The following is a 13,326-nucleotide window of genomic DNA, read 5'->3' as shown; positions in this document are numbered from 1 at the left end:
CTCCTATTATAATGTAAAATATGCTCGTAAAGCTTGCAATAATTGTTCATTTTGCTCTCTTGTTTTGACAGCGATACGAAACCAATTGGGGCCTAGCCCAGTATAGTGAGAGCAGTCTCTAATTAATATAGATTGATGATACAAGTGCTGAATCATATCTTCTAAAGAATACTGATCATCTAGATGACAGAGAGTATAATTCACAGATGGTTCAATGCACTGTAATACATCCATCTGTACAATCTTCTTATATAGCCATTCTTTTTCTTGTTTTAGTACTGTCCGAGTCTCTTGTATATAATCTGTATCTTGTAAGGCTTTTTCACTATATATTTGCGCTAAATGATTTACAGTCCAAGATGGAATATGAGATTTAATGAAGTTAATAATCATAGGATTTGCTATCATCGCCCCAATACGTAGACCGGGAACTGCGTAAAACTTAGTTAAAGAATGTACAACTATCACATTGTCATACTCTTTCACATAGTTTCGCATAGAATAGTCATCCCCTAAAAAATCAACAAATGACTCATCAAACACTAGATAGTGACCATTTTTCTTGCAAACTTCAATTAATTCACGACTTTCATGTTTCCACAAGGTGCCACATGGATTATTGGGATTCCCAATAAATACTAAGCGATGCTTAGACTGATTTAAATCATGTAATATCGTTGTTAAAGGATAGGAAAAGCAAAATGAATCCGCATCAAATTGTAATTCATATTCTATGACTGGTAGGCCACACGAATGAGCACCATGGCTATACTCTGAAAATCCAGGAGCTGGCACATACACAGCTTCTATTTCTGGTAATCGGCATATGGCATAGATTAATTCAGCTGCACCATTACCGAAAGCAATGTATTCTTTTGGCATATCCCACAATTCGGACGTGATAGCAAAAAGGTTCGTCATGTCTGGATCTGGATAATGTATCACATGTTGAAATGCCTCATTCATAGCATCCATCCCCTTGGCGCTCATACCCAAAGGGTTAATATTGGCACTAAAATCTAAAATCTGATCTAAGGAAGTACCTAATAGTCGACTCGCTTTATGCACATTACCACCATGCACATTCATTGTTTTCACCATCATAACCTCCTTTATCGTTCCATGAAAGTAATTCCTTCATTCGTGGTTTCCACTATATCCATGAAGGTAAGATTTGGCAATTCCTGCTTTACTTGTTGCAAGCAGTGTACAATACTTGGTGAGTCTGGGGGAAATAGCAAACCCAGTACAGTTCCACTATGGGCAATAATCGTTCCTATGGCATTACACTCTACCCCAATTTGATGTAATGCATATAAGTTTGCCTTATGCAAAATACGTTGATTGCCGAAAGAACTAATGGTAGAGGCCTCACCAATAAGTTTCACATTATGCTTATGTATACCTTCTTTAAATTTTGCTAAAGCTTCTACCATCAACTCTTCTTTTTCATCAATTAAAACATCTAAATTTTGCTGATGATTAAATTGTACCGTATCAATCGTACCGCCTTCATCAAACATGACGATACGAATCGGTGGACATGTGCCTAATAATTCACAACATGTACCATTTAGATAATCGAACTGAACTATACCAGGGTAAAAGGGAGCATCTGTAGGTTCGATTGATAAGCAGATAGAGGATAATTGCTCCATAGAAAGATCGTAGCCATGACTTTTTGCTGTAGCCATAGCTACTACACTAATATCTGCACTACTAGAAGCCAATCCTTTTCCTTGTAAAATATCGGAATGTAAATATACAGGCTTCGCCGTAGATCGATCGATTCCCAATGTATCCAATACCGTGATGTAAGCTTGATAGGCCTTTGACTGTAAAGAAATCGATGAAAGAGGAAGTGGATATTGTACATCACCAATGGCATAAGAATAGCGATTAATAGGACAGGTTACTAGAAATCGTTGTCCTTTTATGGAGCCTTGAATAAATTCTCCACAAGTGCCTGGCGTTCTTACATAAAATGCCAACTCTACTTCCTCCTTTCATTTATATAACACTTACAATAATTGCGCCTAAAATGATAAAAATTTCTGATAATTCACATACAAATCCATACGTGTCCCCTGTAGTCCCTCCTAAATGTTTTGTCACATAGGAGTTAATGATAAGGTTAACTAAGAGGGCAATGACATATAGATACGCATAAAACCATTCATAGAAGAACAATGGTAATAATGCTAATAGGGTCGCTACTGGCAAAGCATACTTAGGAGCATTGTCTGCAAAAAATTTACCGATTCCTTCTGGTCTTGCATAAGGAAACTTTTGAATACTAATCACCATAGTATATCGACTTAACAGGGGCATACTGACCAAGACTAAAGGGACTACATAGATTGGTAAATTAACTAGTAGTTGCCATTTTAAGAGGGTTAAGAATACAAAGCCTACTACTCCATTACTCCCTACTCGACTATCTTTCATAATCTCTAATTTACGTTCTCGATCGCGCCCTGAAAATAAGCCGTCACAGGTATCCATAAATCCATCTGCATGAAGTCCACCAGTAAATAGAAATTCAAAGATAACTAACATAAGCATCAGTAAGGATATCGGAATATACGAATTTGCTAAGGCATAAAATGCCCACATAAAGACACCAATAACAAGTCCTACTAAAGGAAAATATGTAACGGATGCGCCAAAGTCTTCTACTTTCCACTCTGTTTGGTTTACAATTTTTAAGCGTGTTAAAAACTGAAGTCCTACAAAAAATCCTTTCATATGCCACCTCTACCATTGATTAATTACATATGTACTGACCATCGTTAACGCAACACCTAATATAGAAACAGTATACATCAAATATATAGTTTGATAAATGTGTTTCCCTACCATAGATGTTATAGGGTCTCCCATATAGGCCCGAAAGGTGACTTTGTCATGATACACATTTTGTCCACCTAACCGAATATGTAAAGCCCCTGCTACGGGAGCCTCTGCATAGCCCCCATTAGGACTAGGATGTTTATACGCATCACGAATGGCTATACGGATGGCATGTTTCCAATCTTTGCCACAGAGAAAAGAAGCTGTCACAAATAAAACACAAGTAATACGTGCAGGAATATAATTAACTACATCATCTAAGCGGGCTGCAAAACGACCAAAGTATAAATAGCGCTCATTTTTATAGCCTAACATGGAGTCCATCGTATTAATAGCTCGGTATCCAATAGCTCCCCATGGACCTAATAGGACAAACCAAAATAGAGGGGAAATAATGCCATCTACTGTATTTTCCGCTACTGTTTCAATGGTAGCACGAGTAATTTCGCTTTCATCAAGTTCACTAGTCTTACGACCTACAATCCATCCCACTTTACGGCGTGCTTCAGATATATCTTGTTTTCTCAACAAATTAGCAATTTCTATGCCTGCCTCTGCTAAACAACGAGGGCTAATAGCAATGTATAGGCACAATAAGGATACTATGAAATAGCCGATTGGATGTATGGTCCCTCCTATAAATAGGAGCCCTGTAACAATGACCATCACAGTCATTAAGACTAGTAGTACAGTAGATATCCCTAATAGTATTTGATTCCTTGGAATTGTATTCTTTTTATACAATAGATGTTCATAGAAAAAAATACAATTACCAATTAAAACAACAGGATGGTATTTACTTCTAGGGTCACCCACTAAAGTATCTAACAAAAGTGCCCCTAAAGGAATAAAATAAAGAAGATGGTGTATAAACCATTCCATTAGTCTTGCTCCCATAATGATTGAATATATTCCATATCTAAATGTTCTTCTACAATCTTAGCTAATCGATTATAGGCAGCTTCTTTATGTTCAAAGTAGCGGAATACAATATCTAATGGCTCTAATCCTTTTTTTGTACGCAATGCATTCAGGATTGAGCGACGTAATCCATCATTATCTAAAATGCCGTGAATATATGTGCCCATCACTTGACCATTACTAGTGACAAAACCATCGATCACATCTACCTTAGCATCACTACGCTTTTGAATATGGAAACAACGTTCTCCTGCTCCTACTGGCTGTGTATCTCCCATATGGATTTCATAGCCTACAAGATTTTCACCACTATAGTTAGTACCTAAGAAAGATAAATCCTTTACATCAAAACAAACTTGATGTGTTAATTTTTCAGTTTTCATAGTAGTAGCTGTTGGAAGCAAACCTAAGCCTTTTAATTCAGGAATATCCCCTTCAATCCCTTCTGGATCATAAAGCATTTCTCCCAGCATTTGATTACCACCGCAAATACCCAATACAGGTACCCCAGTATTTGCTAAGTCGTGGATATCTTTATCATAGCCATGCTCCTGTAAGTACGATAAGTCAGCTAATGTGTTTTTAGAGCCTGGTAAAATTACCATATCTGGATGACCAATTGGCTCCCCTTGTTTCACAAAACGAACAGATACATCTGGTTCATAGGCAAGAGCATCAAAGTCTGTAAAGTTAGAAATTTTAGGAGTTTGCATGACCGCAATCGTAATCTCCTTAGATACTCCTCTATATTTACTTTCTAATGCTACAGAATCTTCTTCATCAATATCAAGGTTTTCTATCGCCGGTACTACACCTACTACTTTTTTACCTGTTTTTTCTTCAATAAAATCCAATGCAGGTTGTAATAATGTGACATCACCTCTGAATTTATTAATGATAATACCTTTTACTAGGTCTCTTTCATCTGGTTCTAATAATTCTAAAGTACCCACCACAGATGCGATAGCACCACCACGATCAATATCTGCAATAAGCATTACAGGAGCCTTTGCTAACTTAGCAACACGCATGTTTACAATATCATTAGCTTTTAAATTGACTTCCGCAGGGCTACCGGCACCTTCAATGACAATCATATCAAAATTTTCATCAAGATATTGTAAACTTTCTTTTACTTTATCTAAGGCTGTTAAGGAGTATTTTGTATGGTATTCTCTAGCGCTATACACACCTACCGGTTTGCCCATTAACACAACTTGAGAGGACTGATTGCCTGTAGGTTTTAATAGGACGGGATTCATTTGTACAATAGGCTCTAAACCTGCTGCTTCCGCTTGTGCTACTTGGGCTCGCCCAATTTCATCCCCTGCTTTGGTAACATAGGAATTTAACGCCATATTTTGTGCTTTAAAAGGTACTGTTTTATATCCCTTATTATGTAAAATGCGACACATTGCTGTAGCTAAAATACTTTTACCTACATTAGAACTGGTACCTTGAAACATAATTTTTTTAGCCATGGTTGCTTACCTCCAATGCTTTTATATCTATTGTCATACCACTGATTGTCATATATGATTCATCAGCCTCTGCTGCTACCATTCGATTGACACGTCCCATAATATCTCTAAAAATACGAGCTAATTTATTCTCTGGAACAATACCTAAGCCAATTTCATTGGTCACAAAAATAACCGTCTTTTCATTGTTTCCCTTGTAGGATCGAATCACATCAAGTACAGCTTGTACTTCTGAAAGTATAGCTCTTTCACGGCAATTTATATCTTCCTGAGATGTAAATTCACCATCTTCTAATAATAGATTAGTAGTCCACATCGTTAGGCAATCTACTAATACCACAGAACATTCATCTAATATTTTTTGAATCTCTTTACTAATGGCACAAGGGATTTCATAATTGTTCCAAATCATTTTCCGTCGTTCTTGATGTAAATGAATACGATGCTTCATCTCTTCGTCATAAGCTTGCCCTGTAGCAATATATCCTTTTTGTCCTTCTTTAGATAAAGCTATTGTTTCTGCAAACTCACTTTTGCCACTACGGGCACCACCTGTACAAAATATTATACGATTTTTCATAGTATACCTATACAAAGTTGCCCTTTATCAGTTATCATATGTACTATACGTTCATTATAAAGGAGACAACTATGGAATTATTAAATTTAGACATCCAATTAATGGCCACTCTATGGGAAAATACCTATCGTGCAGCCATTAAAGATCAAAATGGAAATTATGTAGCCTCTGTACGCATTATCGTAAATGTTCCACTTTCACCAGACCGTTTACCACCCAATGCACCAAAAGCAGATCCACAATTATTTGTATTGGTAGAAGACGCTGTGATGGAATCGGAAGATATCATTCAGTTTGAAACTTTATTATCCGTACACATCCGAGAAAAATTTAAAAATGAAATCGATCAGATCTATTTCTTCTATCCAAGCCCTGAAGATGTGCTAAACAAAACTGTAGATGTACAAGAAGTACAACATTAATCACAGTAACTACATACATAGTATTATAGCACATCCAAGAAGATTTGATAGAAATAATCTAAGAGATACTAAAAGGAGGTACCCAACATGGAGTACCTCCTTTTATATCGTATACTATTTCACTTCATCTTCTACGCGCGCTAAGATAAATAGCAAGTCGGATAAACGATTCAAATAGCGAAGATTCGACATATGAATCTCTTCTGTTTCTCCTAACTTCCATAGGTCTCGTTCTGCACGGCGAACGATGGTACGACCTAAGTGCAAGAAACTGGATGTTTTACTATCACCAGGTAAAATAAATTTAGATAATGGCTCTAATTGTTCATCAAATTTGTCGATGATCTGTTCTAAATTAGTCACATGCTCATCTGTAATAGTAGCTTCTTGTCCTAAACTAGAGATATCAGCCATAATCATCCACAGTTCTTTCTCAAGTTGCAATAATGTGTCTTGTACTACCTTTTTGTCAGAGTACGCACGAGCTACTCCAAGAAAGGCTTGTGCCTCGTCAATTGTTCCATACGTACAAACACGTTGAGATGCTTTACTTACACGTTCACCAGTGTATAAACCAGTAGAACCTGCATCGCCTGTTTTCGTGTACACTTTTGCCATAGTATACCTCCTTAACAACTAGAAACCTTACGATCTCTGTAACATAAGATATGCATTGCTCCCTTTATATGCGACTCGCTATGTCACGCAAACGTTGAATACGACTTTCTGTAGATGGATGCGTGCTAAATAATTGAGTCATAGTGGAAGAAATTCCACTCAAAGGATTAATGATAAACATGTGTGCTGTAGATGATACGCGGCTTTCGCTTTGACCAGGAAGCACACCAAATTTAGCATAATGCTCAATTTTGGCTAATGCGGATGCTAAGGATAATGGCTTGCGACTCATCATCGCCCCTTCTTCATCTGCTAAATATTCACGAGAACGTGAAATAGCCATCTGAATTAAGCTAGCTGCCAATGGAGCTAAAATGATAGTGCCAATTAATGCTAAAGGATTAGAATTCTCCTCATCATCACGGCCTCCAAAAATAGCTGCCCATTGTAGCATATTCGCCACCATAGCAATAAATCCTGCCATGCTGGCTGCAATAGTACTAATTAATGTATCTCTATGTTTCACATGAGAGAGTTCATGAGCCAGTACACCTTCAATTTCATCGTCTGTTAATAGTTTCATAATACCTGTTGTCACAGCCACTGCTGCATGCTCAGGGTCGCGACCTGTAGCAAATGCATTAGGTACTTCCGATTCAATAATATACACCTTTGGCATCGGTAACCCTGCATTATGAACTAGTTTTTTTACAATATGGAAGATATTCGGATTGTTTTGTTCGGTAATTTCTTTTGCATCGTATGCACGTAGTACCATAGATGCACTATTCCAATAAGTATAGAAGTTGATACCTAAAGAAATAATAAACATCAGTATCATTCCTGAGTGACCACCGACCATTTGACCAATCACCATCAATAATCCTGATAATAATGCCAACAAGGCTGCTGTTTTTATGTTGTTCATGTATTCCTCCTACTTAGTTTTTTATAGAATGTATATACTTAGTATAGCATACAAAATGTAAAAGAATCATGAAGTGTTCTACTCATATTTAATTTTCACAACTTTAGCACCTTCACGGTCTGCATGAAGCACAAAGCGACGGCAGTCAATGTCGTGATTCATAAAGACAGAACTCATAGCATCTGCCACTGTCACTGCATGTTCCGGAGAACAATAGGCAATTAAGGTTGAGCCTGAACCACTAATAGTAGACCCATAGGCACCATGATTCTTAGCTGCAGTAAATACATCATCACAATAAGGAATCAAAGTTTTACGATACGGTACATGTAGATAATCCTGTAATGCTACAGACAAATTATCCATCCTATTTTGTATCATAGAGCCTACAAATAATGTGGCAAATCCTACATTGGCAACAGCTTCTTTATAGCTTAACTCTGTTGGCAATACGCTTCGCGCATACGATGTTTCTACAATCACTTCTGGTACCACTACAGCAAAGGTTAAATTACTTGGTACATCGATATGGGAATGGAATACTGTATCATTCCCACCAACAGCGCAGACTAAATTCCCCATAATAGCTGGTGCTACATTATCAGGATGCCCTTCCATATCATTGGCAATGAGCAATAATTGATCTTTATTTAAAGGTTCTTGTAAATAGGCATTGGCTAATAGCAACCCACCCACAATGGCAGTAGAACTACTGCCAAGACCTCTTGATGGTGGAATTTGTGTATTAGAATGAATACGACCATAAACAGGTGCAGCATTCACTTCTTTAAATACCCTTTCCATAGCAATACCCACTAGATTTTGGCTATGGTCTTCTTTCTCCAATAAGTCCGCCCCAAACCCTTCAAAGGTATATGTATTAGAAGTGGCCTCTTTGTCAGGTTCAAAGGTAAATACATTATATAAATTTAATGCTACTCCAAGACAATCAAACCCAGGACCGCAATTAGCACTCGTAGCCGGCACTTGCACCGTAATAGATTTCATGAACACTCCTTTATTCAACCATGATGCGGATGACACTCCCCACTTCTCTAACTACACGTAAATGGTTGAAAGAATCAATTAGATTTTGAATATACGCATGAGGACATTTAGAAGTAATTATCGCTAATGTAGCAGTATCATTATCTGCTTTACGTTGGATAACAGAATGAGCAGAGATGCGTTGTTCTGCTAATTTGGTAGCTACTTTTGCTAATACACCTGTTGAGTTATCCACAGTCATACGAATGTAGTAAGCAGATTCAATTTTACTAGAACTATACATTGTTTTTTGCGGATAATAGAACTGCTTCATTTCCCCTGTTTTTCCTTGTACTACATTACGAGCTACTTCCATCACGTCACTCACGATAGAACTACCTGTTGGTAAGCTACCAGCTCCACGACCGTAGAACATAGCCTCATCAAAACCATTACCACGTAAAAATACAGCATTAAAAGAACCCCGTACAGAGGCTAATGGATGGGTGTTTGCAATGAAGGCAGGATGTACATTTAAGGACAGACCTTTTTTCGTTTCTCTCGCAATACCTAACAACTTAATAGTATAGCCAAACTCTTTGCCAAATTGGATATCACTAGCATCAATTTGCGTAATCCCTTCACAACTTACATCTTCAAAGAAGATACGTTTATTAAAGGCAATAGAACCTAAGATGGCTAATTTACGCGCTGCATCATAGCCTTCCACATCAGATGTAGGATCTGCTTCTGCATAGCCAAGGTCTTGTGCTTCTTTTAGGACTTCTTCATAGCCTAATCCATCTTCACTCATCTTAGACAAAATAAAGTTAGTGGTTCCATTTAAAATACCCATAATTTCTGTAATTTGATTACCGCCGAAGGAATCATATAAGGCGCGGATAATTGGAATCGCCCCTGCCACACTCGCTTCAAAGCGTAAGTCCACATGATGCTTCGTAGCTAGCTCCATTAAATAGGGACCAGCTTCCGCTAATAAATCTTTATTGGCAGTCACCACATGTTTTCCAGCAATAATAGCTTCTTCAATGCAAGTACGGGCAAAGGTAGTCCCTCCCATCACTTCCACTACAATATCTACAGATGAATCCTGTAAAATTTCTTTATAATCTGTTACAAATGTAGCGGTTGCAGGTAGTGCAACATGACTATATTTATCTGGATTTCTCACATAAATTTTATCTATAGTCACAGGTACACTAATACGATTTTGTATGACATCTAAATTTTTAGTCAATAATTCTACTGTACCTTGTCCAACTGTACCAAAACCCAAGAGGGCAATCTTAACGCCTTGCTTCATTCTTTATCTCCTTAAGCACTAGGCTTGACCAATTAGTTCCACTTTAATAACTCCCTCTAATTGTCTTACTTCGTGCAATACATCTTCTACTGGTAATGTTAATTCTTTTGTTTCAAAAGAAATATTTACATGTGCTACACCTTGTAGCGGCAAATTCTGATTAATCGTTAATACACTACCATTATAATCTGCAATAATCCGTAAAATATTAGATAGCATACCAGACTCGTTAGAAATCAGTGCATTAATTGACACAATTTTACCTTGTGAAAGTTCATAAAATGGAAATACATAATCTTTGTATTTATAATAAGCAGAACGACTTAAGTCCATTTTTTCAACAGCTTCATTAATCGTTTTAGCCTCTCCTAGTTGTAAAATAGATTTTACTTTGATCGTTTTTTTAATCGCTTCTGGTAAGATTACTTCATTCACTAAATAAAATTTGTCTTTTTTGCCTTTCACAGCCATAACTACACCTCTTCACTACTAGTGGAAACGGAACTTGCGATGTGTTGTCCATATAGAGTAAATACGGAATACATACCGATAAAAAATGGAACATATTCTGCTACAATCCGCCACGCCACTGCAACTAGCCCCACCGTTCCAATTGGCACAAAAGAAGCAAATAAATACACAAATAATCCTTCTGCAACGCCTGTTCCACCTGGTGTAGGAGCAAAATATAAAATTAAATTTAATAAAATCATACAATTTAAGATTTCAACAATACTAATATCTGAAGTAAACGCATACATCAATGCTGGCGCAATAGCATATAAAAATAATAAGCTCAATGCAGACTCAATAAATACGATAAAGGATTGCATAGGGTTTGCATATAATAAACTAAGCCCCCCATTAAATTCATCCAGCTTAATGAGCCAACCTTTTGGGTTTCCTTTTTTTGTTATCTTACATATCCAAGTTACTAAGCATTTCATAAGTCGCGTTTGTAATAGATACATTCCCATAAATGTTGAAATCACAACAAAGATTGATATACCTATCAATTGAGAATTAGTAATATATGGTACATCGATAGGCTCTGTTACCAGAATAAACGGTAACATGATGATTAAAAATAAAATAGAAAATACAGTTCGCACTAACACGATAGGTGCTGCTTTACCGATAGGTACATGATAAGACCGTAAAATCAAAGCCTGTGCTACCGCACCACCACTAGCACCAGGTGTTAGCATAGCCATAAAATAATTACCAAATATAACTCGTAGAATAGCAATTAGGGATAAACTATATCCACCCATACGTACCAACCGTTGTAACCGCAAACCATCAAAGTACATACCTAAAGCAAGTGCTACCATTGCCAACAATAAAGATGTAAAGTTAAATGTACCTAATGTAGCTAATGAATCTAAATCAATTGTAAAATAAATTGTTATACCTGACACAATAAGGAGTAAAAATCCAATGAAGATTCCTCGCTTTGCCATGGTGCTCATGAACGTTCTCCTTCAGTCCATTGTCCATAATGGATGAGACTAATATCATGAGTAGCAATATATTCTTTTACTCTAGCAGATGTCATAGCCGCTCGTTCCTCATCCCAATGATAGCCCCAATCATACAAGGATCGGAGTGTATGATTATCTTTACCAGGATGTGTCATAATTTCATGGACCCCTTGTTTCTTAGCAACTTTTTTTAAAATTGCTAACAAAGATTCTTCCCTCAATTGACCACCATTCATCATACCCCAAAAATATAGGGGCGATGAAAATCCAAAATCACGAGATGTAGTGTAGGCTTGTTGTGTGATAACCGTTAGCCCTACTTTACCAATCCAACGACCTAGTGAAGACACACCATTCATTAAAAATGGAGTTTCATCGGGCATACGAATCTTAGTTAAACCATAGCGCTTCATTTGTTCTGCCACTATAGGCAACACTTGTGGTAGTACATGCATATGTTGATGTCCATCTACATGTGTTATAGGTAATCCTGTAGACATTACTTTTTGAAATTGTGCTTCAATTTCTTTTCGCAATTCAGAACCTTTTATACGTCCGGTATACAGCCGTTTTATAAATTCTGTGTGTGTCATAGGAAATTTACCATCTATCAGTAGACTTGGAACTTCTTTAGGATCACAGACTGGTGAAAGCCCACCGACCAAGCAAACATGTAATCCCACGCCTAGTGTGGGCATTGTCTTAGCTAATGATAAGGCATCCTCAAAATACTTTCCAGATGCCAATAAAGACGTACTTGTTACTATTCCTTGTTGATGACTTTCTAAGATTCCTTCATTAATAAGAGGATGTAAACCAAAGTCATCTGCATTCACAATTAGACGTTTCATAGTTACCTTCCTGTACGCACTAAATGGATAATTGTATTCTTATTCTACCAAAATTATTGCTATTTGGATAGACAAAGTTTTCTTTCTTGTACTTTATACATGCACAAAGCTCCAGCTATGGCAACATTCAGAGATTCCATAGGACCATACATGGGGATAGAAATTCGCTGTGTAACCAATTGTAATATATCCTCTGAAATACCATTTGCTTCATTTCCTAGAGCAATCATAGTGGCCCCTTCATAGCTTGGTTCTCCATAGTTAACACTATCTTCTAAAACAGTTCCATACAATTTGATTCCTTGCTCTTCTATAAGCTTTACTACACTATCTTGTGTGACATTTGTATAAATCGGTAATTTACACAATCCGCTCATAGTACTACGCACTGTTTTTTCATTGTATATATCTACCGTATTAGATGTTAAAAACATAGCTCTTACACCAGCACCAACAGCAGTTCGTATTAAAGTTCCTAAATTGCCTGGATCTTGTACTCCATCAATGAGTACATATAGACCATTCTCTTTTACACGAAAATCTTCTAGTCGATGTACTTTTTGACATACTACAGCAATTATCCCTTGTCCATGAACTGTTGTTTCAATCCCTTTCCATAGGTTATCTGAAATGGAAAATACCTGGACGTCATAGATGTCACATAAGGATAGCAATGGCTCTAACTGTTCCTGTTTTATGGATTCTATGTTGACAATGACATACCGTACTGTACCAGTAGGCAGCATATCCATTACAGTACGATATCCTTCAGCTACAAATTCCTGATGCGTAGTACGATATTTTCGTTTATATAATTGTACAATGTGCTTAATTTTTTTATTATCTCGTGAAATAATATCTTCCATAATACCCTTTC

General features: G+C 37.0%; 15 protein-coding genes. 1 reads left to right on the top strand and 14 read right to left on the bottom strand.

Annotated features, from left to right (window positions below):
- Nucleotides 1–6: 6 nt before the first annotated feature.
- Genes cobD through cobU form a run of 6 tightly spaced genes read right to left on the bottom strand, consistent with a single transcriptional unit; the run spans nucleotide 7 to nucleotide 5,835 of the window.
- Nucleotides 7–1,104 carry a threonine-phosphate decarboxylase CobD gene (cobD, locus tag EO114_RS00330; RefSeq protein ID WP_127060787.1) on the bottom strand — a complete coding sequence of 366 codons (1,098 nt, stop codon included), beginning with the start codon at nucleotides 1,102–1,104 and terminating at the stop codon, nucleotides 7–9.
- Between the two features lie 8 nt (nucleotides 1,105–1,112).
- Nucleotides 1,113–1,991: a GHMP kinase gene (locus EO114_RS00325; RefSeq protein WP_127060785.1), complete on the bottom strand. Its 879-nt coding sequence runs from the start codon at nucleotides 1,989–1,991 to the stop codon at nucleotides 1,113–1,115.
- Nucleotides 1,992–2,010: 19 nt separating this feature from the next.
- Nucleotides 2,011–2,748, bottom strand: a complete 738-nt coding sequence (gene cobS, locus EO114_RS00320; RefSeq protein ID WP_127060783.1) for an adenosylcobinamide-GDP ribazoletransferase — start codon at nucleotides 2,746–2,748, stop codon at nucleotides 2,011–2,013.
- Nucleotides 2,749–2,757: 9 nt separating this feature from the next.
- Nucleotides 2,758–3,735, bottom strand: coding sequence for an adenosylcobinamide-phosphate synthase CbiB (gene cbiB / locus EO114_RS00315; RefSeq protein ID WP_126940288.1), 978 nt, complete (start codon nucleotides 3,733–3,735; stop codon nucleotides 2,758–2,760).
- Entirely contained in the window at nucleotides 3,735–5,255 is a 1,521-nt protein-coding gene (locus EO114_RS00310; protein ID WP_127010426.1) for a cobyric acid synthase, read from the bottom strand. The genes cbiB and EO114_RS00310 overlap by 1 nt, the downstream gene beginning before the upstream one ends.
- Nucleotides 5,248–5,835 carry a bifunctional adenosylcobinamide kinase/adenosylcobinamide-phosphate guanylyltransferase gene (cobU, locus tag EO114_RS00305; RefSeq protein WP_009353781.1) on the bottom strand — a complete coding sequence of 196 codons (588 nt, stop codon included), beginning with the start codon at nucleotides 5,833–5,835 and terminating at the stop codon, nucleotides 5,248–5,250. The genes EO114_RS00310 and cobU overlap by 8 nt, the downstream gene beginning before the upstream one ends.
- 71 nt (nucleotides 5,836–5,906) lie before the next feature.
- On the opposite strand from cobU, the gene EO114_RS00300 reads away from it, so the two are divergent.
- Complete coding sequence (locus EO114_RS00300; RefSeq protein ID WP_009353780.1) at nucleotides 5,907–6,257, top strand: hypothetical protein; 351 nt, start codon at nucleotides 5,907–5,909, stop codon at nucleotides 6,255–6,257.
- Between the two features lie 114 nt (nucleotides 6,258–6,371).
- Here the strand turns inward: EO114_RS00300 and EO114_RS00295 are convergent, their stop codons facing one another.
- The 8 genes from EO114_RS00295 to EO114_RS00260 form a co-directional block, all read right to left on the bottom strand.
- Nucleotides 6,372–6,875 (bottom strand): cob(I)yrinic acid a,c-diamide adenosyltransferase, encoded by a 504-nt coding sequence (locus tag EO114_RS00295; protein ID WP_009353784.1) that lies wholly within the window; start codon nucleotides 6,873–6,875, stop codon nucleotides 6,372–6,374.
- Nucleotides 6,876–6,939: 64 nt separating this feature from the next.
- Nucleotides 6,940–7,803, bottom strand: coding sequence for a zinc metalloprotease HtpX (gene htpX, locus EO114_RS00290; RefSeq protein ID WP_127060781.1), 864 nt, complete (start codon nucleotides 7,801–7,803; stop codon nucleotides 6,940–6,942).
- 78 nt (nucleotides 7,804–7,881) lie between these two features.
- Nucleotides 7,882–8,811: a homoserine kinase gene (thrB, locus tag EO114_RS00285; protein ID WP_127060779.1), complete on the bottom strand. Its 930-nt coding sequence runs from the start codon at nucleotides 8,809–8,811 to the stop codon at nucleotides 7,882–7,884.
- A gap of 10 nt (nucleotides 8,812–8,821) precedes the next feature.
- Nucleotides 8,822–10,114, bottom strand: a complete 1,293-nt coding sequence (locus EO114_RS00280) for a homoserine dehydrogenase (RefSeq protein WP_009353786.1) — start codon at nucleotides 10,112–10,114, stop codon at nucleotides 8,822–8,824.
- 18 nt (nucleotides 10,115–10,132) lie between these two features.
- Nucleotides 10,133–10,585, bottom strand: coding sequence for an ACT domain-containing protein (locus EO114_RS00275; protein WP_062402832.1), 453 nt, complete (start codon nucleotides 10,583–10,585; stop codon nucleotides 10,133–10,135).
- A gap of 2 nt (nucleotides 10,586–10,587) precedes the next feature.
- Entirely contained in the window at nucleotides 10,588–11,586 is a 999-nt protein-coding gene (locus EO114_RS00270) for a flippase-like domain-containing protein (RefSeq protein ID WP_127060777.1), read from the bottom strand.
- Nucleotides 11,583–12,449, bottom strand: a complete 867-nt coding sequence (locus EO114_RS00265; protein ID WP_127060774.1) for a ChbG/HpnK family deacetylase — start codon at nucleotides 12,447–12,449, stop codon at nucleotides 11,583–11,585. Before EO114_RS00265 ends, EO114_RS00270 begins: the two co-directional genes overlap by 4 nt.
- A gap of 59 nt (nucleotides 12,450–12,508) precedes the next feature.
- A complete protein-coding gene (locus tag EO114_RS00260) occupies nucleotides 12,509–13,315 on the bottom strand; it encodes an RNA methyltransferase (RefSeq protein WP_127060771.1) in 807 nt (268 codons plus the stop codon).
- Nucleotides 13,316–13,326: the final 11 nt, after the last annotated feature.

Source organism: Veillonella sp. 3627, assembly GCF_003992195.1.
GTDB lineage: Bacteria > Bacillota > Negativicutes > Veillonellales > Veillonellaceae > F0422.
Note: the sequence above shows the minus strand (reverse complement) of the source record. Positions and strands in the feature narration are given on the sequence as shown.

Coding starts and splice junctions, on each gene's coding strand:
- EO114_RS00265 (WP_127060774.1), bottom strand. CDS start 12,449: ATGAAACGTCTAATTGTGAATGCAGATGACTTTGGTTTACATCCTCTT.
- EO114_RS00275 (WP_062402832.1), bottom strand. CDS start 10,585: ATGGCTGTGAAAGGCAAAAAAGACAAATTTTATTTAGTGAATGAAGTA.
- EO114_RS00310 (WP_127010426.1), bottom strand. CDS start 5,255: ATGGCTAAAAAAATTATGTTTCAAGGTACCAGTTCTAATGTAGGTAAA.
- cbiB (WP_126940288.1), bottom strand. CDS start 3,735: ATGGAATGGTTTATACACCATCTTCTTTATTTTATTCCTTTAGGGGCA.
- EO114_RS00270 (WP_127060777.1), bottom strand. CDS start 11,586: ATGAGCACCATGGCAAAGCGAGGAATCTTCATTGGATTTTTACTCCTT.
- cobS (WP_127060783.1), bottom strand. CDS start 2,748: ATGAAAGGATTTTTTGTAGGACTTCAGTTTTTAACACGCTTAAAAATT.
- cobD (WP_127060787.1), bottom strand. CDS start 1,104: ATGATGGTGAAAACAATGAATGTGCATGGTGGTAATGTGCATAAAGCG.
- EO114_RS00280 (WP_009353786.1), bottom strand. CDS start 10,114: ATGAAGCAAGGCGTTAAGATTGCCCTCTTGGGTTTTGGTACAGTTGGA.
- EO114_RS00300 (WP_009353780.1), top strand. CDS start 5,907: ATGGAATTATTAAATTTAGACATCCAATTAATGGCCACTCTATGGGAA.
- thrB (WP_127060779.1), bottom strand. CDS start 8,811: ATGAAATCTATTACGGTGCAAGTGCCGGCTACGAGTGCTAATTGCGGT.
- cobU (WP_009353781.1), bottom strand. CDS start 5,835: ATGAAAAATCGTATAATATTTTGTACAGGTGGTGCCCGTAGTGGCAAA.
- EO114_RS00260 (WP_127060771.1), bottom strand. CDS start 13,315: ATGGAAGATATTATTTCACGAGATAATAAAAAAATTAAGCACATTGTA.
- htpX (WP_127060781.1), bottom strand. CDS start 7,803: ATGAACAACATAAAAACAGCAGCCTTGTTGGCATTATTATCAGGATTA.
- EO114_RS00295 (WP_009353784.1), bottom strand. CDS start 6,875: ATGGCAAAAGTGTACACGAAAACAGGCGATGCAGGTTCTACTGGTTTA.